Origin of the sequence: Mycobacterium sp. WUMAC-067 (genome assembly GCF_020217485.1) — a bacterium.
In the GTDB taxonomy this organism is placed as follows: domain Bacteria; phylum Actinomycetota; class Actinomycetes; order Mycobacteriales; family Mycobacteriaceae; genus Mycobacterium.
This window is the reverse complement of sequence record NZ_JAEKMI010000021.1, coordinates 47,062-67,192: the sequence shown is the minus strand read 5'-3', so window position 1 is coordinate 67,192 and position 20,131 is coordinate 47,062. Positions and strand designations below refer to the sequence as shown.

Here is a 20,131-nt window from a genome sequence, read left to right as displayed (position 1 = left end):
GCGCGCGGCCCGCCCGCGAAGCGGTAATTTGATGCTGTGAGGTCCCACCGTTCGGCCGTGTCCGGCCCCGCCGCCGCCGACTACGACGAACACGCGGTCACGGTCACCCCCCGCAAGCGCGAGGCGGCGGGCGTTCGGGCGGTGATGGTCTCGCTGCAGCGTGGGTTCGAGCAGATGGGCGCGTTGCGCACCGCGGCGGCGCTGGCCCGGCTCAATCAGCGCAATGGCTTCGACTGTCCCGGGTGCGCGTGGCCCGAGGAGCACGGCCGGCGCAAGTTGGCCGAATTCTGCGAGAACGGCGCGAAGGCCGTCGCCGAAGAGGCCACGAAACGCACCGTCACACCGGAATTCTTCGCCCGGCATTCGGTCGCCGAGCTGTCGGCGAAGCCCGAGTACTGGCTGTCCCAGCAGGGCAGGCTGACCCACCCCATGGTGTTGCGTCCCGGTGACGACCACTACCGCCCGATCGGCTGGGACGCCGCCTACCGGATGATCGCCGACCAGCTGGGCGCCCTGGACAGCCCCGATGAGGCGGTGTTCTACACGTCGGGCCGCACCAGCAACGAGGCCGCGTTCTGCTACCAGCTGCTGGTCCGGTCTTTCGGCACCAACAACCTGCCGGACTGCTCCAACATGTGCCACGAGTCGTCGGGTTCGGCGCTCACCGAGTCGATCGGCATCGGAAAGGGTTCGGTCACCGTCGAGGACGTCGAGCTCGCCGACCTGATCGTGATCGCCGGACAAAACCCGGGCACCAACCACCCCCGGATGCTCTCGGTGTTGGAGAACGCAAAGGCCAACGGCGCCAACATCATTGCGGTGAACCCGCTGCCCGAGGCCGGGCTGATCCGGTTCAAGGACCCGCAGAAGGTGCACGGCGTCGTCGGCCACGGCATCCCGATCGCGGACGAATTCGTGCAGATCCGCCTGGGCGGTGACATGGCGCTGTTCGCCGGGCTGGGCAGACTGCTGCTGGAGGCCGAAGAGCGCGCCCCCGGCACCGTCGTCGACACCGCGTTCGTCGAGGCACACTGCTCCGGGTTCGACGAATACCGGCGCCGGACGCTCGACATCGACCTCGACGACGTGTTCGCCGCCACCGGCATCGAACGGCCGCAGCTCGACCGCGTCGCCGACATGCTGATGGCGTCGCGGCGGACGGTGGTGTGCTGGGCGATGGGCCTGACCCAGCACGCCCACGCGGTCGCCACCATCGGCGAGATCACCAACCTGCTGCTGCTGCGGGGCATGATCGGCAAGCCGGGCGCCGGGGTGTGCCCGGTGCGCGGACATTCGAACGTGCAGGGCGACCGCACAATGGGCATCTGGGAGCAGATGCCCGAGGAGTTTCTCGCCGCCCTGGACGGCCGGTTCGGTATCGCCAGTCCCCGCAAGCACGGGTATGACACCGTGGCCGCGATCCGGGCCATGCGCGACGGGCGGGCGAAGGTGTTCATGGGCATGGGCGGCAACTTCGCGTCGGCCACCCCCGACACCGTCGTCACCGAGGCCGCCCTGCGCAATTGCGCGCTCACCGTGCAGATCTCGACCAAACTCAACCGCAGCCATCTCGTGCACGGGAATACCGCGCTGATCCTGCCCACCCTCGGCCGCACCGACCGTGACATTCGCGGGGGACGGAAACAGGTTGTCTCGGTGGAGGATTCGATGTCGATGGTGCACCTGTCCCGCGGCAGCTTGCACCCGCCCAGCGACCAGGTGCGCAGCGAGGTGGAAATCGTCTGCCAGCTGGCCCGCACGCTTCTCGGTGCGGCGCACCCGGTCCCGTGGGAGAGCTTCGCCGCGGACTACGACACCATCCGCGACGCGATCGCCGCGGTGGTCCCCGGGTGCGCCGATTACAACCGCAAGGTGCGCCAGCCCGACGGATTCCAGCTTCCGCACCCGCCGCGTGACACACGCGAATTCCACACCAGCACAGGGCGGGCCAACTTCGCCGTCAACCCGCTGCAGTGGGTGCCGGTGCCCCCGGGCCGGCTGGTGCTGCAGACCATGCGCAGCCACGACCAGTACAACACCACGATCTACGGCCTCGATGACCGTTATCGCGGGGTGAAGGGCGGGCGCCGCGTGGTGTTCATCAACCCCGCCGACATCGACGCGCTCGGCCTGACCGCGGGCGGGCGCGTCGACCTGGTGTCGGAGTGGACGGACGCCGACGGCCGGCTTCAGGAACGGCGCGCGAAAGACTTTCTCGTGGTTGCGTATTCGACTCCGGTCGGCAACGCCGCGTCCTACTATCCCGAGACCAACTCGCTTGTCCCGCTGGATCACACGGCGGCGAAATCGAACACCCCGGTGTCGAAGGCCGTCGTCATCCGCGTGGAGCCCGCAGCCGGCGGTGAAGCCGCGTAGTGGGGCACGTAACGTCGCGCCGGCGGGTCACGCATCTGACCGCCGAGGAGGCGATCACCCGACCGGAAACCCTGGTCGTCGAGGAGCCGTTGGAGATCCGGGTCGACGGGGCGGCGGTCACCGTGACGATGCGCACGCCGGGATCGGATTTCGAACTCGCCCAAGGCTTTCTGCTCACCGAAGGGGTCATCGGCGGCCGCGACGATGTGCACAGCATCCGTTACTGCGCGGGCCGCGACGACGGCGGCGCCAACACGTACAACGTGCTGGACGTGACGCTGACCGCCGGCGTGGCCAAACCCGACCTCGATGTCACCCGCAACTTCTACACCACCTCGTCGTGCGGGGTCTGCGGCAAGGCGTCGCTGGACGCGGTGCGGCTGAGCAGCCGGTTCACCCCGGGTGCCGATCCCGCCACCCTCGCGGCGGCCACACTGAAGGCGATGCCCCACCAACTACGTTCCGCGCAAAAGGTTTTCGACAGCACCGGGGGCCTGCACGCGGCGGCGCTGTTCGGGGTCGACGGCACGATGCTGGTGGTGCGTGAGGACGTCGGCAGGCACAACGCCGTCGACAAGGTGATCGGCTGGGCGCTCGAGCACCGGCGGGTGCCGCTGGAAGCCTCGGTGTTGCTGGTCAGCGGGCGGGCCTCGTTCGAGCTGACCCAGAAGGCCGTGATGGCCGGGATTCCGGTGCTGGCGGCCGTGTCCGCGCCGTCGTCGCTGGCGGTTTCGCTGGCCGAGGAGGCCGGCCTGACGCTGGTGGCGTTCTTGCGGGAGGACTCGATGAACATCTACACCAGGGCCGACCGGATCACCTAGGGTTCTCCGCCGCCTGTGGATGGACGCCGCACTGGGGATAACCCGCGGGCGCGGGCGGCCGCAGCCCGCGACGGCGGCCCGACCCGTCGGCCCCGGCGGGCACCGTGGCCCGCATGACAACCGAAACGACGATGACCCGGATCCAACTGGGGGCGATGGGCGAGGCGCTCGCCGTGGATCACCTGAGGCGCACGGGATTGCGGATCCTGCACCGCAACTGGCGCTGCCGCTACGGCGAACTCGACATCATCGCCTGCGACCGCGCCGGCACGGTGGTGTTCGTCGAGGTCAAGACCCGCACCGGCGATGGTTACGGGGGACTGGCGCATGCGGTCACCCCGCGCAAGGTCCGGCGGCTGCGCAGGCTGGCCGGGCTGTGGCTGGCCGGCCAGGACCGGCGGTGGGCGGCGATCCGCATCGACGTGATCGGCGTGCGGGTCGGACGCCGGCGTACCCCGGAGATCACCCACCTGCAAGGCGTCGGCTGATGGCGCTGGGGCGCGCGTTCTCCGTCGCGGTGCGCGGTGTGGACGGCGAGATCGTCGAGATCGAAGCCGACATCACGTCCGGACTGCCGGGCGTGCACCTGGTGGGTCTGCCCGACGCCGCGCTGCAGGAGTCGCGTGACCGCGTCCGGGCCGCGGTCACCAACTGCGGCAACGACTGGCCGCAGGCGCGGCTCACGCTGGCGTTGTCGCCGGCGACGCTCCCGAAAATGGGCAGCGTGTACGACATCGCCCTGGCCGCGGCGGTGCTCACGGCGCAGCGAAGGAACCCATGGGACCGGCTGGAGAAAACCGTGTTGCTGGGCGAGCTGTCGCTGGACGGAAGGGTGCGGCCGGTGCGCGGGGTGCTGCCCGCCGTGCTCGCCGCCAAACGCGACGGGTGGCCGGCCGCGGTGGTCCCGGCGGACAACCTGGCCGAGGCCAGCCTGGTGGACGGCATCGACGTGTGGGGCGTGCGGACCCTGGGGCAGCTGAAGAAGTGGCTCGGCGGCAGCGGCGCCCTGGACCACAGGATCGATCCGGACCGCACACCCGAGGAGCCGGTGGTCGACCTGGTCGACGTGGTCGGGCAGACGCAGGCGCGGTTCGCGGTGGAGGTGGCCGCCGCCGGGGCGCACCACCTCATGCTCACCGGCCCGCCGGGAGTGGGCAAAACGATGCTCGCCCAACGTCTTCCGGGCCTACTGCCGCCGCTTTCGGAGAGCGAGTCGCTGGAGGTCACCGCGATCCACTCGGTGGCCGGGTTGCTGTCTGGGGACACGCCGTTGATCACCCGGGCGCCGTTCGTGGCGCCCCATCACAGTTCCAGCGTCGCGGCGCTGGTCGGCGGGGGCTCCGGGATGGCGCGCCCGGGCGCCGTCAGCCGGGCCCATCGCGGGGTGCTGTTCCTCGACGAGTGTGCCGAGATCCGGGTCAGCGCCCTGGAGGCCTTGCGAACACCGTTGGAGGACGGCGAGATTCGTCTTGCCCGCCGCGACGGCGTGGCGTGTTATCCGGCCCGGTTCCAGCTGGTGCTCGCCGCCAACCTGTGCCCGTGCGCGCCGGCCAATCCGCAGGACTGCATGTGCCCGGCGGCGACCAAACGCCGCTACCTGGGCAAGTTGTCCGGGCCGCTGCTGGACCGCGTGGACCTGCGGGTGCAGATGGATCCCGTGCGGGCAACGGCGTTCTCGGCTCGCGACGGCGAATCCACCGCACAGGTGCGTGAGCGGGTGGCGGCCGCGCGTGCGGCCGCCGCGCAGCGCTGGCTGCCGCACGGCTTTCGCACCAATGCCGAAGTCAGCGGGACCCTGCTGCGCCGAAAATTCCGTCCCAGCAGCGCGGCGATGGAGCCGCTGCAACGAGCGCTGGACCGTGGACTGCTCAGCATCCGCGGCCTCGATCGCACGTTGCGGGTCGCGTGGAGCTTGGCCGACCTGGCCGGCCACACCTCGCCCGGGCTCGACGAGGTCGCCACCGCACTGAGCTTCCGGCAGGCGGGGGCGCAGCGGTGAGCGCCGCGACCGCCCGGCCGCCCCGGTCACCGGCGCACCATCGTCAGCCAATCCGTGTGCCCGCCGCGCAACGCGATCGCGACGCTCACCAGGATCGCGAACGCGCGGGCGAATTGCGCCATGGCGCGCCCGCTTTCGCCCCGCTGTTCCATCTCCCGCAACGCGATGCAGGCGAGACCGATGCTGATGACGGGGGTGGGAAAGCCGATCCAGCTGACCAGGCTCAGCACGAACGCCGCGACCGCCCAGGGGTTTATGGGGCGCTCGGATGCCGGGTGCGCCATCGGCAGGATCATGGTGCGCTCCGTTCGGTGCGGGTGAGTGTGCGGCGCCCGGTGGCTGACGACATCACGTTCGCGCGCGCGGCTGGTCGGATTCTTGGCGGATCCTTGGCGCCGGGAACCCGGCGATGACCGCGGTCGACGGTGCCGCGCAGGGGGCGTGGGCCTATCTGTCCCGGGTGGCCGAACCGCCCTGCGCCGCGCTCGCCGCCCTGGTGCGCCGGGTCGGCCCCGTCGAGGCGGCCGAGCGAGTCCGGCGCGGAGCGGTCGACGACGATGTGGCCCGGCACACCGAGGCCAGGCGTGACATCGACACGTCGGCAACCGATCTCGAGACGATCGCCCGGCGGGGCGGGCGGTTGATCACCCCCGACGACGACGAGTGGCCGCTGCTGGCGTTCGCCGCATTCCGCGGCGCCGAACCACGACGGCGCGGCGGCCCGCCGATGGTTGCGCCGATGGTGTTGTGGGCGCAGGGCCCCGCCCGGCTCGACGAGGTCGCGCACCGGGCGGCCGCCGTGGTGGGGACGCGGGCCGCGACGGCGTATGGCGAGCAGATGGCCGGAGAACTGGCGGGCGACCTCGCGCAACGCGACGTCGCCGTCGTCTCGGGCGGCGCCTACGGCATCGACGGCGCCGCCCACCGGGCCGTGCTCGACGGCGACGGGATCACCGTGGCGGTCCTCGCGGGCGGGCTCGACGTCCCCTACCCGAGCGGTCACACCGCGCTGCTGCACCGCGTCGGCCAGCACGGGCTGTTGTTCACCGAATACGCCCCCGGTGTCCGCCCGGCCCGTCACCGGTTCCTGACCCGCAACCGCCTGGTGGCCGCCGTCGCCGGGGCGGCGGTGGTGGTCGAAGCGGGTCTGCGCAGCGGGGCGGCGAACACCGCCGCCTGGGCGCGGGCGCTGGGGCGGGTGGTGGCCGCGGTGCCCGGACCCGTGACGTCGTCGGCGTCGGCGGGTTGCCATGCGCTGCTGCGCGACGGCGCCGAGCTGGTCACCCGCGCCGAGCACATCGTCGAGCTCATCGGCCACATCGGCGAGTTGGCCTCCGACGAGCCGCGCCCGGTCACGCCGTTGGACGGCCTGAGCGACGCCGAGCGCCTGGTCTACGAGGCGTTGCCGGGCCGCGGCGCCGCCTCGGTCGACGAGATCGCGGTCGCGTCGGGGTTGATGCCCGAGCAGGTGCTGGGGCCCCTGGCGATGCTCGAGCTGGCCGGGTTGGTGCAGCGCCAGGACGGGCGCTGGCGAATCGTCCGGGCCGCCGCAGGCCACGCTGCATCAACGCCGCGACTCGTATAGTCGAGGCGAGTCGGGCATCGGACAGGAGGACACGTGGCAGGTCGACCACTGCAATGCTTCGAGGTTGTCGGTACCGAGCAACTCACCCCGCACATGGTGCGGGTGGTGCTGCGGGGCAAGAATTTTGACGCCTTCGTGCCCAGCAAGTTCACCGACTCCTACGTCAAGCTGGCGTTCGTCGCCGACGACGTGGACGTGGCCGGTTTGCCCGAGCCGCTGACCCTCGACAGCTTCGCCGGCCTGCCCCCGGAGAAACGGCCGTCCGTGCGCACCCTCACCGTCCGGCACGTCGACGTCGAGGCCCGCCAAATCGCCCTGGACATCGTCGTGCACGGCGAGCACGGGACGGCCGGCCAGTGGGCGTCGACGGCCCAACCCGGCCAGCCGATCTACCTGATGGGCCCCGGCGGCGCGTACACGCCCGACCCAGCCGCCGACTGGCACCTGCTGGCCGGCGACGAATCGGCGCTGCCGGCCATCGCCGCGGCTCTGGAAGCGTTGCCGCCCAGCGCGGTCGGGAAGGCGTTCATCGAGGTGGCGGGACAGGAGGACGAGATCCCGCTGACCGCCCCGGAAGGCGTCGAGGTGCATTGGGTGTACCGCGGCGGGCGCGCCGACCTGGTGCCCGAGGATCGCGCCGGCGATCACGCGCCGCTGATCGAGGCCGTCACCAGCTCCCCCTGGCTGCCCGGGCAGGTGCACGTCTTCATCCACGGTGAGGCGCAGGCCGTCATGCACAATCTGCGGCCCTACATCCGCAAGGAGCGGGGCGTGGACGCGAAATGGGCGTCGTCCATCTCGGGTTACTGGCGCCGCGGCCGCACCGAAGAGACGTTCCGCCAGTGGAAGAAGGAACTGGCCCAGTCAGAGTCCGAGGCGGAGTCGGCGAACTCGTCCGCCTGACGGCTCGACTGGCATTCTCTTTCCATGGCATTCGCGGACTACCAGAACGAGATCTACTTCAAGGGCCTCGGCGGGGTGGCGCCCGCGCTGCCGATGGCCTTCGCGGAGTTGGAGGCCCGCGCCGAGCGGGCCATGTCGCCGTCGGTGTGGTCGTACGTCGCCGGCGGCGCCGGCGACGAACGCACGCAGCGGGCCAACCGGGAGGCGTTCGACCGCTGGGGCCTGATCCCGCGCATGTTCGTCGGCGCCGCCGACCGCGACCTGTCGGTGGAGATGTTCGGCCTGACCTTGCCGTCTCCGGTGTTCATGGCGCCGATCGGCGTCATCGGCATCTGCGCCCAAGACGGCCACGGCGACCTGGCCACCGCCCGCGCGGCCGCGGCCACAGGTGTCCCGATGGTCGTTTCCACCCTGACCGCCGACCCGATGGAAGACGTCGCCGCACAGTTCGGCGCAACCCCCGGCTTCTTCCAGCTCTACACGCCGAAGGATCGCGACCTGGCCGCCAGCCTCGTGCAGCGGGCCGAGGCCGCCGGTTTTGCGGCCATCGTCGTCACCCTCGACACCTGGATTCCCGGGTGGCGCCCGCGCGATTTGTCCACCGCCAACTTCCCCCAGCTGCGGGGTCTCTGCCTGAGCAACTACACCAGCGATCCGGTCTTCCGCGCCGGCCTGCAGCGCCCGCCCGAGGAGGACCCGCAAGCCGCCGTGCTGCAGTGGATCACAACGTTCGGGAACCCGTTGACCTGGGACGACCTCGAATGGCTGCGGTCGCTGACCGACCTGCCGCTGATCATCAAGGGCATCTGCCACCCCGACGACGCCCGGCGGGCCAAGGACGGCGGCGTCGACGGCATCTACTGCTCCACGCACGGTGGGCGCCAGGCCAACGGCGGCCTGCCCGCGCTCGAGTGCCTGCCGGGCGTCGTCGAGGCGGCCGACGGGCTGCCCGTGCTGTTCGACTCCGGTGTGCGCAGCGGGGCCGACGTCATCAAGGCGCTCGCGCTGGGCGCGACGGCAGTCGGAATCGGCCGGCCGTACGCCTACGGCCTGGCGCTCGGCGGCGACGACGGCATCGTGCACGTGCTGCGCTCGATCCTCGCCGAGGCGGACCTCATCATGGCGGTGGACGGCTATCCGACGCTCAAAGATCTCACCCCGGACACGCTTCGGCGCGTCGGCTGAGGCAGGCCGGCCGGTTTCTGCGAGCGTGGGGGAGTGCGGGAGATCCTCGACGAGTTCGACGAGTACCTGGATTTGCAGTGCGGGCGTTCGGCGCACACCCGGCGCGCCTACCTCGGCGACCTGCGCTCGCTGCTCGCGTTCGCGGGCGAGCGCGAGGCCGGCCTGGACGGATTGAGCCTGCCGCTGCTGCGCGCGTGGTTGTCCGCCGCGGCCGCCGCCGGCGTCGCCCGCACGACCCTGGCCCGACGCACCTCGGCGGTCAAGGCGTTCACCGCCTGGGCCAGCCGGCGCGGCCTGCTGGCCGGGGATCCGGCCGCGCGCCTCCAGGTCCCCAAGGCGCATCGCAACCTGCCCGCGGTGCTGCGCCAGGATCAGGCCCGCGACGCCATGGCCGCCGCCAAATCCGGTGCGCAACAAGGTGATCCGATGGCGCTGCGGGACCGGCTGATCGTCGAGATGCTCTATGCCACCGGGATCCGCGTCAGCGAGCTGTGTGGCCTGGACATCGACGACGTGGACACCCGGCATCGCCTGGTGCGCGTCCTCGGCAAGGGCAACAAGCAGCGCAGCGTGCCGTTCGGGGCGCCGGCCGCCGAAGCGCTCGACGCGTGGCTGGCCGACGGGCGCCCCGCCCTGGCGACCGCCGAATCGGGCCCGGCGCTGCTGCTGGGCGCGCGGGGGCGCCGCATCGACGTCCGCCAGGCCCGCACGGTGGTGCACCAGACCGTCGCCGCGGTGGACGGCGCACCGGACATGGGCCCGCACGGCCTGCGGCACAGCGCGGCCACGCACCTCCTCGAAGGCGGGGCTGACCTGCGCGTGGTCCAGGAATTGCTCGGCCATTCCAGCCTGGCGACCACGCAGCTCTACACGCACGTCGCCGTGTCCCGGCTGCGCGCGGTGCACGATCAGGCCCATCCCCGGGCCTGAAGCGCCGCCCGGCGGCTGTAGCGGTTTGAGTCGGATCGGGGTCGACTTCAGCAGGCCCAGCGGATCGACATAGCGCGCCCCCGACGCCGGACCCCACATCGCGCCCCAGTGCAAACACGCCGCGGCCCGACACCCCGGATGGCCGGGCACCAACGCGCCGATCACGGTCCCGGCCGTTACCGACTGCCCGGCCCGCACGGCCGCCCGGACCGGCTCGTAGCTGGTGCGCAAACCCCCGGGATGAGCCAGCGACACCACCGGCCGTCCGGCCAGCAACCCGGCGAACACCACGGTGGCCCCGCCCGCGGCGTACACCGGCTGGCCGGCGGCGCCGGCCAGGTCCACACCGCGGTGGCCGGGATGCCAATCCTGCACCGGGGCGTCGAAGGAACGGGTGACGGCCGGCGGCGGGCGCAGCGGCCAGTCCAGGCGATCGTCGTCGGCGGCCGCCGGCACCGCGCTGACCAGGGCCGCACTCAACGCCAGCGCGATCCACCGCATCCAGGCAGTTCACCGCGGCGCGCCGGGCGCGGCCACCCGGCCCGGCCGTCTCTGTGGACGACGCCCCCGCTTGGGGAAGCGTGGCAAAAGCACCCGCCGAACCGGTGTAAACTGCTGGTCGCAGCTCGTCCGCGGGCTGACTTCGCGCGTCCGCATCGCGTCTCCGGTTCCACGAGGAGAACGCAATCGCATGCCGGGCGGTCTCGGCCGGGTTTCCCGGCCGGGTCCGGCATCGCAGCAGGCGCCAGGGCCCGGCTTCACCCGATGCCAGGCGACAACCGACACACGTAAGGCACAACCATGGCCGTCGTAACCATGAAGCAGCTGCTTGACAGCGGCACCCACTTCGGGCACCAGACCCGTCGCTGGAATCCCAAGATGAAGCGGTTCATCTTCACCGACCGCAACGGCATCTACATCATCGACCTGCAGCAGACGCTGACCTTCATCGACCAGGCATACGAATTCGTCAAGGAAACCGTCGCCCACGGCGGCAGCGTGCTGTTCGTCGGCACCAAGAAGCAGGCTCAGGAGTCCGTCGCCGCCGAGGCGACCCGCGTCGGCATGCCGTACGTGAACCAGCGCTGGCTGGGCGGCATGCTGACAAACTTCTCCACCGTGCACAAGCGGCTGCAGCGCCTCAAGGAGCTCGAGGCGATGGAGCAGACCGGTGGCTTCGAGGGCCGCACCAAGAAGGAAATCTTGATGCTGACCCGCGAGAAGAACAAGCTGGACCGCAGCCTCGGCGGTATCCGCGACATGGCCAAGGTGCCGTCGGCGATCTGGGTCGTCGACACCAACAAGGAGCACATCGCGGTCGGTGAGGCCCGCAAGCTCGGCATCCCGGTCATCGCGATCCTGGACACCAACTGCGACCCCGACGAGGTCGACTACCCGATTCCGGGCAACGACGACGCGATCCGTTCGGCCGCGTTGCTGACCAAGGTCATCGCCTCGGCGGTCGCCGAGGGCCTGCAAGCGCGCGCCGGGGTCGGCCGCGGCGACGGCAAGCCCGAGGCAGAGGCCGCCGAGCCGCTGCCCGAATGGGAGCAGGAACTGCTGGCCTCGGCCGCTGCGACCGCTCCATCGGCTGCCCCCACCGAAGCCGCTGCGGGCACCTCCGAACCAACTACTGAATCCTCCTAGGAAGGCTGAACATTGGCGAACTTCACCGCTGCCGACGTCAAGCGGCTTCGGGAACTCACCGGTGCCGGCATGCTCGACTGCAAGAACGCGCTTGCCGAAAGCGACGGCGACTTCGACAAGGCGGTCGAGGCGCTCCGGATCAAGGGCGCCAAGGACGTCGGCAAGCGTGCCGAGCGGGCCACGGCCGAGGGCCTGGTCGCAACCCAGGGCGGCGCGCTCATCGAGCTGAACAGCGAGACCGACTTCGTCGCCAAGAACGCGGAGTTCCAGGCGCTGGCCGACCAGATCGTGGCCGCGGCCGTGTCGTCGAAGGCCAAGGACCTCGACGAACTCAAGGCCGCCGCGATCGGTGACAAGACCGTCGAGCAGGCGATCGCCGAGCTGTCGGCCAAGATCGGTGAGAAGTTGGAGTTGCGCCGCGTGGCGAACTTCGACGGCACCGTCGAGGCGTACCTGCACCGGCGGGCCGCGGATCTGCCGCCGGCGGTGGGCGTGCTGGTCGAGTACCAAGGATCGGACAAAGAGGCCGCCCACGCCGTCGCCCTGCAGATCGCCGCGCTCAAGGCCCGCTACCTGTCTCGCGACGACGTGCCCGAGGACGTGGTGACCAGCGAGCGCCGCATCGCCGAGGAAACCGCCAAGGCGGAGGGCAAGCCGGAGCAGGCCCTGCCCAAGATCGTCGAGGGACGGTTGAACGGCTTCTTCAAGGACGCCGTGCTGCTCGAGCAGCCGTCGGTGTCCGACAGCAAGAAGACGGTCAAGGCCCTGCTCGACGACGCGGGTGTGACGGTGACGCGGTTCGTGCGCTTCGAGGTGGGTCAGGCCTAACGGCCACCCGCCGCCGAACAAGCCGGGAAACCTCCCGGCGGTCGCGTGGGCGCGTTAGCGTCACTGCTATGCGACACGTGCACGCCTTCGGCGACGACGCGCTCGGCGATCTCGACGCGGTCGGCCTCGCCGAGGCCATCCGCTCCGGGCGGGTCGGCCGGGCCGAGGCGGTGGAGGCGGCGATCGCCCGCACCGAAGCCGTCGACCCGGCCCTAAACGGGTTGGCGTACGCGGGATTTCAGCAAGCGCGGGCCGCCGTGTCGGACGCTGCGAGCGGCTACTTCTGCGGCGTCCCGACGTTCATCAAGGACAACGTCGACGTCGCGGGCCAGCCCACGATGCACGGCACCGATGCGTGGACGCGCCGGGACGCCGTCACCGACAGCGTGTTCACCCAGCTGTACCTGGCCACCGGGTTGACCTCGCTGGGCAAGACACAGTTGTCGGAATTCGGTTTCAGCGCGTCGGCCGAACACCCGCGGCTGGGCCCGGTCCGCAACCCGTGGGACACCGAATACAGTGCCGGCGCATCATCATCGGGGTCGGGGGCGTTCGTCGCCGCCGGTGTGGTGCCCATCGCGCACGCCAACGACGGCGGCGGCTCCATCCGCATCCCGGCTTCCTGCAACGGGCTGGTCGGGCTCAAACCGTCGCGCGGCCGACTACCGCTGGACGCGACGCTGCGCCGGATGCCGGTCGGCGTCGTCGTCAACGGCGTGGTGACGCGTTCGGTGCGCGACACCGCCGCGTTCTACCGGGAGGCCGAGCGGATCTGGCGCAACCCCAAGCTGGCCCCGGTCGGGGACGTCACCGGCCCCGGCCGGCAGCGGTTGCGGATCGCGGTGGTGACCCGCTCGATACAGCGCGAGTGCAGTCCCGCGCTGCGGGAGCTGACGCTGAAGTCGGCCGGCCTGCTCGAGGAGCAGGGCCACCGGGTCGAACACGTCGACCAACCGCCGGTGGCGGCCAGCTTCGTCGACGATTTCGTGCTGTATTGGGGCTTTTTGGCGCTGGCCCAGGTGCGCAGCGGACGACATATGTTCGGCGCGACGTTCGACCGCGCCAAGCTGGATTGCCTGACGCTGGGCCTTGCCCGACACACCAGCCGCCACCTGCACCGGCTCCCGTCGGCGATCATGCGCCTGCGGGGGGCGCGGCGGCGCACCGCGCGGTTCTTCGGCACCTACGACGCGGTGCTCACGCCGACCCTTGCCGACGAGACACCCCGCATCGGGGTCCTGGCGCCGACCGATTATCAGCAGGTCATCACCCGGCTGATCGAGTGGGTGTCGTTCACCCCGCTGCACAACGTCACCGGTGAACCTGCGATCTCGCTGCCGTTGGCCCAGTCCGCGCACGGCATGCCGGTGGGCATGATGCTGTCGACCGGTATGGGGCAGGAGTCGCTGCTGCTCGAACTGGCCTACGAGCTCGAGGAGGCGCGGCCCTGGGCGCCCATCCAGGACGCCGGGTGATGGGGCCCGCTAATCGGTCCCGAGTTTTTCGAGCATCCTTTTGAATTCGCGCTGCTGCGTGTCGGTGAGCTTGCTCAGGATCCGCGCGTCGGCGCCGCGGACCGCCGCCTCGGCGCGCTTGAGCAGGGCGCGGCCCTGGCCGGTCAGGTTGGCCGGTAGCGCGCGCCCGGACGACACCGACGAGGGCCGCGCCACCGCGCCGACGTCTTCCAGTTTGCGCAGCACCGTGTTCATCGCCTGCGGGGTGACGCCCGCGTGGCGGGACAACTCGGCGCTCGACATTCCCGGGTACATCGAAAGGATGCGCAGGCAAACGAATTCGGGCAGGGCCAGGCCCAGCGGACTCAACACGGCGGCAACCTCTGGCCGCAGCACCGTCGCCACCCGGTAGAGCAAATAACCCAGCGGGGCGTCGTCCTGATTCATGTCAACCATGTTGACATATTTCCGCCGGCCGACGCGCACATTTCCCGGACGGCGATTGCCCGGCCCGCAACGGGGTAACCGACTGCGGTAACACGTTTCCTGCACCGCTTGTGGCGCACGAGGAGGTTCGATGCCGAAGACGACGAAAGGCGGAGCGCCCAAAAAGAGTGAATTGCCCAGCACTTTGCGGCGTTCCAACGCCAAAGCCCAACGCACGTTCGCGAAATCCCACGATGCGGCCGCAGATCAGTACGGCAGCGAGGAGCGGGCCCACCGAGTGGCTTACGCCGCCGTCAAGCACAGTTTCGAAAAGGTCGGGGACCACTGGGAACCCAAGGAGCAGAAGGGCCCGTCCGACGAGCGCGCCGAGCGTGGTGGGCTACGACCGTCCGGCGAGTCGGCCGAGGGCGTCGACGCCAACGCGAGCAAAAAGCATCTGCTCGACGTGGCCCGCCGGCTCGACGTTCCGGGCCGGTCGACGATGAACAAGTCGGAGCTGGTCGACGCGATCAAGAAGCACAATCGCCGGGTCCGCGGCCGCTGAGCGGGAATCGTCCGGCGACGCAGGCCTTGAGTTCGCTCGTAAGCCGACCGCGGGGCCGGAACACCAAATTGCCGGCGCGCCTTGTTGTTTGGCGGCGAGCAGCGATACGGGTGGAGTAGGTGAAGCCGACGCATCAGATCCACCCGAGCGCCGTGCCCACCCCGCTAGGCGCCGAACCAAACACTCAATGTTCGGCGCCGCGAACCGGGCGCGAACCGCCGCGACTCGCAGCCCGTTTGCCGCCCGGGAGCGGGGGTACGCGGCCGACGTGGCTCCGAAGCGCTCGGTGCGCGTCGAGCCCTATGGCCACGACAAAGGAGCAGTGATATGAGCGAGCCGGACACCGTCATCAAGGCGCTTCGCGACGTCCTCGACAAGGAACAGGGCCTGGCCGATCGGCTCGAGCGGTCGCTGCAGACCGCGCGCGAGCGGGCCGGGTCCGAACTGAACCCGGACCTGTATGCGGCGCTCGAGTGGCCGCGCGACGTCGGCGAGTACGAGGCCTACCTGAAGCGCTTCATCCGATGGGTGCCGCAGGAGTCGGACGCCGACGCCTGGAAGAACGAAAACCGGCAGGCGCAAGAGGTCAGCGATCGCATGGCGCACTTCTACTTCCTCGTCGACCAGGGCGACGAGCCCGCGCAGGGGTCCGGTGACTTCCGGGAATGGCTGACCGAGTTCGCCCGGCAGTGGGGGAGTTTTTTGGACACGCCGGAGTCGTTCAGCCCCGAAGCCCTGCAGTCGTTCATCGACAATGCGCCGGAGTACCGCATCCATGAGTCACTGGTCGACGGTGCGCCGAACGCGCCCAGCGGATGGCTGACCGCCAACCAGTTCATCGCGCGGGAGATCAACGGGGGGCTGCGCCCGATCGTCGAGCCGACCACCAATCTGGTGGTGACCTCACCGGCCGACTGCAAATACCAGCACGCCTACGACATCGACGCCGACTCGAGCATCCCGGCCACCACCGTCAAGAACGAAAAGTACGGCAATATCAAGCAACTCATCGAAGGCAGCCAATACAGCGAGAGCTTCGCGCGCGGCACCTTCGTCCATTACATGCTGCCGGTGCACGCCTATCACCGCTACCACCTGCCGGTCGCGGGACTGGTCAGGGAGTCCTTCCGAATCAACGGGAAAGTCTTCATGCGGGTCGGCCTAAAAGATCACGAGTTCGCCTCCAGCGACAGCGCCAGCAGCGGCTACGAGTTCTCCCAGACCCGCGGCGTGGTCACCATCGACACCTCGCAGTCGGACTGCGGCGATATCGGCATCGTGGCGGTCATTCCGGTCGGCATGGCCCACGTGTCGTCGGTGGTCCTCACCGCGGTGCCCGGCAAACACATGGCAAAAGGGGAGGAGTTCGGCTACTTCCAGTTCGGTGGCTCGGACATCATCATCCTCTTCCAGGAGGGGGTCGATCCCCAGCTCGACAAGAGCGAGGAATTCCGGCTGGTCGGTTCGCCGGTCGCGCGCTGCGCCGCGGCACGAAAAGCGCAGTGAGGGTGATTATCACGCCACCGATCGGGTAAGGCCCCGCCCGCGGGGGCAGTGGGCTTCGCCCGCGCCGCGCAGTGAGCCGGTCGCGGTCGCGTTGTCGCCGTTTGTGCGCCGATCAGGCGGGGTAGTCAGCCGCAATGGCCGGTCTTTTGGGGCGACTGGGGCTCAAAGCGTGGCACAAGGTGCTGTCCTCGCCCCTGCTCACGCTCAACGGCTACGTCGCCTTCGATTTGCCGCGCGCGGTAACCGGGTTGGGCGCATCGCTGCTCATCGGCCTGGTGGCGGTGCATGCCTACGTGGCGGCGACCCGGCCGGGTTTGCCGCTCTATTTCTGGGTGTATGTGGCCGTGCTGATCGCCGCCTGCCTGGGCGCGGTCGCCGCGATGGTGTTTGCCGTCAAACCCCTTGTGCCGCAAGCGGGTTGGTTCGCCGGCAGCCTGGTGTGCGCGGCGTTTCTGGTGATCTATCTGGTCAGCCGGTTTGTCAGCCTGCCGGGCCTGGTGGCGGTGACCGGCCGCTGGGACCTCGCGCCGGGGACGTTTGCCATGGCGTTCGCCGGGGGCTTCATCGCCGTACACACCACGGTGCTGTCCGGCATCAACGTGGCATACCCGCAACGACAGAACTGGCACGACTGAACGGTGACGACATGACAGTGCTCGACTATCCGGCGTGGCTGCGCATCGACCACTGGCTCAATGTCCTGTTTTTGACGCTGGTGATCCGCAGCGGCATCGAGATCTTGTCCACGCACCCGAAGTTGTACTGGCACGACGACAGCAAGCCGGGCACCGAGTGGGCGCGCTTCACGGTCAAGGAAATGCCGATCAACAAGCTCTACGACACCCTCGACGAGGAGGAGGACTACAACTCGCTGTTTTCGTTGCCCGGCCACAAGAAACTGGGCATGGGTCGGCACTGGCACTTCTTCTCGGTGATCGGCTGGGTCCTCGTCGGGCTGTCGTATTACATCCTGTTGTTCGCCACCGGCCAGTGGCACCGGTACTGGCCGGCGTCGTGGTCGATCTTCGGTGAGGCGTGGAACGACATCGTCACCTACATGAGTTTCAATTTGCCGCCGCTGCTGCCGGGCGAACCGCTGGATGCCATCCAGAAGCTGACCTACGCCGGGGTCATCTTCGTGCTGGCGCCGTTCCAGATCCTGACCGGCGCCGCCCAGTCACCGGCCATCGAGGCCGCATTTCCCTGGTATGTGCGCATGTGGGGCGGCCGGCAATGGGCGCGGAGCCTGCATTTCCTCGGCCTGATCGCCTTTGTGGTTTTCATCGTCATCCACCTGTCGATGATCTTCTTCTGGAGTTGGGGCCAGCTCACGGCGTCGATGATCTTCGGTTCCGTGCGCAACATCGGTTGGGCCACAGCGCTTTCGCTGGTGATCATCGCGGCCATCGTCGCCGTCCACGTCGCGGCGACGGTGTGGAGTCTGCGGCGGCCCGTTCAGGTCCGCCGCGTGCTCGGCGCCGTCGTCACCCGCGTCCGCAAAATCCTGTTGCGGCCGCTGAATTCGAAGCAGAACTACCCCGAGCGGATGACCTCCAAGGAACACCGGGTCAACGGCAAGCCGCCGACGAGCGCCGAGTACAAGGTGATGGCCGTGCACAACTTCGTCGACTGGCGCGTGCGGGTGGGCGGCCTGGTGGAAAACCCGGTGACGCTGGACCTGGACGCGTTGCGCGGCCTGGCCGACCAGCAATCGCAACGCGTGATGCACAACTGCGTGCAGGGTTGGACCAGCATCGGCCAGTGGAGCGGAGTTCCGCTGGCCCAACTCGCCGACCATGTTCGTCCCCTCCCGCAGGCGAAATACATCTGCTTTCTGACCATGCAGGACACGGGCCGCGACGAGCCCAGCGCGGAAGGGGAGGGCCAGTTCTACGAGGTGATCGATCTCGAACTCGCCTACAAGCCACAGACATTGCTCGCCTACGAGATGAACGGAATGCCACTGCCCATCAAGCACGGCGCGCCGCTGCGGTTGCGGGTGGAGACCCAGGTCGGCTTCAAGATGGCGAAGTGGATCAACCAGATCGAATTCATCGACGATTATTCCGGCATCGGCCACGGTCTGGGCGGGTGGCGCGAGGACAACGTCCACTACGACAAGGACGTGGAGATCTGATATGACCGACATGACCCGCACCGACGGCGTGCGGCCCGAGCTGATCGACCTGCAAAGTGTTGAGCGCGAACGGGTTTCAGAGCTGGTGGCCGTCAAGGGTGGGCACTGTGCCGGGTGCGGCGCGAAGGATTTCGCCGTCGGGCGCGCGCTGTACCTTGGGTTTCTGTTCCTCGACGAGGATGACGACTCCTTCATGGTGGCGTTGACCTGCCGCAACGCCGAATGTCCCGCGCCGCGCACCGGAATCGTGTTGCCGGCCAACGAGTTTCTCTCCGACTACCGAGAGATCTCCGATATCGAGGACATCGCGAGCCGCGCCAGGGCGAGACAAGCTAGCGCAACCTGGGGTGGCTCGGGGTATCGGTGAAGCGGGGCCGGGCGAGATCGAATCTCTCGATCGAATCCGACACCGAACGCAGGTCGTCGCACAGGGATTGGAACCGTCGTTCGTCGGCGTCGTCGAGCACGCCCAGGCAGCTGTAGTGCACCAACCGCCGGAACCTCCCGGCGAGCGCTGCCCCCCAACGGATTCCGAAGTCGTAGGCCTGCCCTTCGGGAACGTCGTCGAGCCGCGCGAGCTCTCTGAGCGCCGCGACTTGCTCGGTGAGCAGCTCGAGATCGTCATCGACACCCACCGGCTCGGGTTTGTGCGCTGTGGTGCTCATCGGCCCTCCCCTCACAGGCGTGGCTTCGCCACGCTGATCACGTAGGGCTGGCCGCGCAGGGTCAGATACACCCGCTTGGGACCGATCGCCATCCCGGACAGCGGCGCCGAGGCGATCGGGCCCGACGGCAGCCCCGCCCGGTAGTCGATCGTGCGGATCACCCGGATGGTCCCGTTCGGAAAGCCGGTGAAGCTCGCCGTTTCCAGCACCGCCACGTCGCGGTCGGTGGCCGCGTAGATGCGGGTGTCGTCGGTGCCCACATAGCGAATCGGCGACGAGAGCTCGGTTCGGGCAAGGACTTCGAGCCCGTCTCCGCCGCGACGCGAGTCGACCGCGTACAGCACCTTGTCGTCGCGGCCGGCCACATAGCTGCGCGTGACCTGAGTGCCGTCGCCGGCCCACACGGCGACGGCCATCGGCAGCGAGCCGCGCTTTTCGGGTGGCGACGTGGGCCCCTTGTAATAGCGGATCCCCGAAGCTCCGTAGAGGTGGTACTCGATTTCCCGCCCGCGGTTGGACCCGTCGATGGTGTCGGCGGCCTCGCCGGTGTAGGTCGCCGTCGGGAGCTTGCGGAAGCCGTACTGGTCCACCGGCGTCACCGACGAGCCGTCCGCGGCCAGCGCCAGCAGCACCCGCATGCCGGCGTCTTCGGCGAGGTAGGACGGTGCGGGGCCGGCGTCGAATTCGGCGACCGGTTGCAGGGTCGCGATGTCGACGACGGCGACCTTGCCGCGCTCCGGCTGCGGCACGAAGACGTGGCGGTCGTCCTTCTGGCTGATCTGCAGGTTGCGCCCAGACCCCATCGGGGCCGACAGCCGGGTGTGGGCGGTGCCCGGGCCGGCGTAGGTGACCGCGGCCAGGCGGTGATCATCGGTCAGGCCCAGCAGGTCGTTGTCGTGATACGACCACACCGGGTCATGCATGGCGGCGCCGACGGCCGCCATACTGACCGCCGGCGCGCTTTCCAGCGACGATCCGGGCGCCGAACATCCTGCCACCGCCATGATTCCGGCGGCCGCGGCGACCGACCACCGCCGTCGCAGCTTTCGCCGCTGACCGTTTCCGATGGCCACGATCGGTGCCATCCTTTCCCGTTCGCCCGTC

General features: G+C 69.5%; 20 protein-coding genes and 1 pseudogene. 16 read left to right on the top strand and 5 right to left on the bottom strand.

Translation table 11 applies throughout. The features are described 5' to 3' along the window. Positions 1 to 36 precede the first annotated feature (36 nt). From JF781_RS16330 to JF781_RS16315, 4 genes are all read left to right on the top strand, one after another. A complete protein-coding gene (locus JF781_RS16330; protein WP_225328577.1) occupies positions 37 to 2,376 on the top strand; it encodes an FdhF/YdeP family oxidoreductase in 2,340 nt (779 codons plus the stop codon). After that, positions 2,376 to 3,197, top strand: coding sequence for a formate dehydrogenase accessory sulfurtransferase FdhD (fdhD, locus tag JF781_RS16325; protein ID WP_225328576.1), 822 nt, complete (start codon positions 2,376 to 2,378; stop codon positions 3,195 to 3,197). The genes JF781_RS16330 and fdhD overlap by 1 nt, the downstream gene beginning before the upstream one ends. 113 nt (positions 3,198 to 3,310) lie before the next feature. Beyond that, positions 3,311 to 3,685: a YraN family protein gene (locus tag JF781_RS16320; protein WP_225328575.1), complete on the top strand. Its 375-nt coding sequence runs from the start codon at positions 3,311 to 3,313 to the stop codon at positions 3,683 to 3,685. After that, on the top strand, positions 3,685 to 5,196 hold the full coding sequence (locus JF781_RS16315) for a YifB family Mg chelatase-like AAA ATPase (RefSeq protein WP_225328574.1): 1,512 nt from the start codon (positions 3,685 to 3,687) through the stop codon (positions 5,194 to 5,196). The genes JF781_RS16320 and JF781_RS16315 overlap by 1 nt, the downstream gene beginning before the upstream one ends. Positions 5,197 to 5,222: 26 nt before the next feature. Here the strand turns inward: JF781_RS16315 and JF781_RS16310 are convergent, their stop codons facing one another. After that, a complete protein-coding gene (locus JF781_RS16310) occupies positions 5,223 to 5,492 on the bottom strand; it encodes a DUF4190 domain-containing protein (protein WP_225328573.1) in 270 nt (89 codons plus the stop codon). 113 nt (positions 5,493 to 5,605) lie between these two features. On the opposite strand from JF781_RS16310, the gene dprA reads away from it, so the two are divergent. Genes dprA through JF781_RS16290 form a run of 4 tightly spaced genes read left to right on the top strand, consistent with a single transcriptional unit; the run spans position 5,606 to position 9,799 of the window. After that, the gene (dprA, locus tag JF781_RS16305; protein WP_225328572.1) at positions 5,606 to 6,781 is read left to right on the top strand and encodes a DNA-processing protein DprA; all 1,176 of its coding nucleotides are present in this window, start codon (positions 5,606 to 5,608) and stop codon (positions 6,779 to 6,781) included. Between the two features lie 33 nt (positions 6,782 to 6,814). Beyond that, a complete protein-coding gene (locus JF781_RS16300) occupies positions 6,815 to 7,684 on the top strand; it encodes a siderophore-interacting protein (RefSeq protein ID WP_225328571.1) in 870 nt (289 codons plus the stop codon). A gap of 24 nt (positions 7,685 to 7,708) precedes the next feature. Next, on the top strand, positions 7,709 to 8,869 hold the full coding sequence (locus JF781_RS16295; protein ID WP_225328570.1) for a lactate 2-monooxygenase: 1,161 nt from the start codon (positions 7,709 to 7,711) through the stop codon (positions 8,867 to 8,869). Between the two features lie 33 nt (positions 8,870 to 8,902). Next, the gene (locus JF781_RS16290; protein ID WP_225328569.1) at positions 8,903 to 9,799 is read left to right on the top strand and encodes a tyrosine recombinase XerC; all 897 of its coding nucleotides are present in this window, start codon (positions 8,903 to 8,905) and stop codon (positions 9,797 to 9,799) included. A 6-nt stretch (positions 9,800 to 9,805) separates the two neighbouring features. On the opposite strand, the pseudogene JF781_RS16285 reads toward JF781_RS16290, so the two are convergent. Further along, positions 9,806 to 10,261, bottom strand: a pseudogene (locus JF781_RS16285) (M23 family metallopeptidase); the annotation flags it as partial. A 339-nt stretch (positions 10,262 to 10,600) separates the two neighbouring features. Here JF781_RS16285 and rpsB point away from each other — a divergent pair. From rpsB to JF781_RS16270, 3 genes are all read left to right on the top strand, one after another. Beyond that, on the top strand, positions 10,601 to 11,446 hold the full coding sequence (rpsB, locus tag JF781_RS16280) for a 30S ribosomal protein S2 (RefSeq protein WP_225328568.1): 846 nt from the start codon (positions 10,601 to 10,603) through the stop codon (positions 11,444 to 11,446). Positions 11,447 to 11,458: 12 nt separating this feature from the next. Continuing rightward, positions 11,459 to 12,274, top strand: a complete 816-nt coding sequence (tsf, locus tag JF781_RS16275) for a translation elongation factor Ts (protein WP_225328567.1) — start codon at positions 11,459 to 11,461, stop codon at positions 12,272 to 12,274. 68 nt (positions 12,275 to 12,342) lie between these two features. Then, positions 12,343 to 13,749, top strand: a complete 1,407-nt coding sequence (locus JF781_RS16270) for an amidase (protein WP_225328566.1) — start codon at positions 12,343 to 12,345, stop codon at positions 13,747 to 13,749. Positions 13,750 to 13,758: 9 nt separating this feature from the next. Here JF781_RS16270 and JF781_RS16265 read toward each other — a convergent pair whose 3' ends face one another. Beyond that, entirely contained in the window at positions 13,759 to 14,175 is a 417-nt protein-coding gene (locus JF781_RS16265; protein WP_225328565.1) for a MarR family winged helix-turn-helix transcriptional regulator, read from the bottom strand. A 130-nt stretch (positions 14,176 to 14,305) separates the two neighbouring features. Between JF781_RS16265 and JF781_RS16260 the strand changes: the two genes are divergently transcribed. The 5 genes from JF781_RS16260 (at position 14,306) to JF781_RS16240 (ending at position 18,729) form a co-directional block, all read left to right on the top strand. After that, a complete protein-coding gene (locus JF781_RS16260; protein ID WP_225328564.1) occupies positions 14,306 to 14,719 on the top strand; it encodes a ChaB family protein in 414 nt (137 codons plus the stop codon). A gap of 327 nt (positions 14,720 to 15,046) precedes the next feature. Then, entirely contained in the window at positions 15,047 to 16,225 is a 1,179-nt protein-coding gene (locus JF781_RS16255) for a phosphatidylserine decarboxylase (RefSeq protein WP_225328563.1), read from the top strand. Between the two features lie 134 nt (positions 16,226 to 16,359). After that, positions 16,360 to 16,860: an oxidoreductase gene (locus JF781_RS16250; RefSeq protein ID WP_225328562.1), complete on the top strand. Its 501-nt coding sequence runs from the start codon at positions 16,360 to 16,362 to the stop codon at positions 16,858 to 16,860. An 11-nt stretch (positions 16,861 to 16,871) separates the two neighbouring features. Beyond that, positions 16,872 to 18,362, top strand: coding sequence for a molybdopterin-dependent oxidoreductase (locus JF781_RS16245; protein WP_225328561.1), 1,491 nt, complete (start codon positions 16,872 to 16,874; stop codon positions 18,360 to 18,362). A gap of 1 nt (position 18,363) precedes the next feature. Beyond that, positions 18,364 to 18,729, top strand: a complete 366-nt coding sequence (locus JF781_RS16240) for a hypothetical protein (RefSeq protein ID WP_225328560.1) — start codon at positions 18,364 to 18,366, stop codon at positions 18,727 to 18,729. Here the strand turns inward: JF781_RS16240 and JF781_RS16235 are convergent. Next, positions 18,695 to 19,027, bottom strand: a complete 333-nt coding sequence (locus tag JF781_RS16235; protein WP_225328559.1) for a hypothetical protein — start codon at positions 19,025 to 19,027, stop codon at positions 18,695 to 18,697. The two genes, JF781_RS16240 and JF781_RS16235, sit on opposite strands and share 35 nt — an antisense overlap. An 11-nt stretch (positions 19,028 to 19,038) precedes the next feature. Beyond that, positions 19,039 to 20,112 (bottom strand): hypothetical protein, encoded by a 1,074-nt coding sequence (locus tag JF781_RS16230; RefSeq protein ID WP_225328558.1) that lies wholly within the window; start codon positions 20,110 to 20,112, stop codon positions 19,039 to 19,041. Between the last annotated feature and the right edge of the window lie 19 nt (positions 20,113 to 20,131).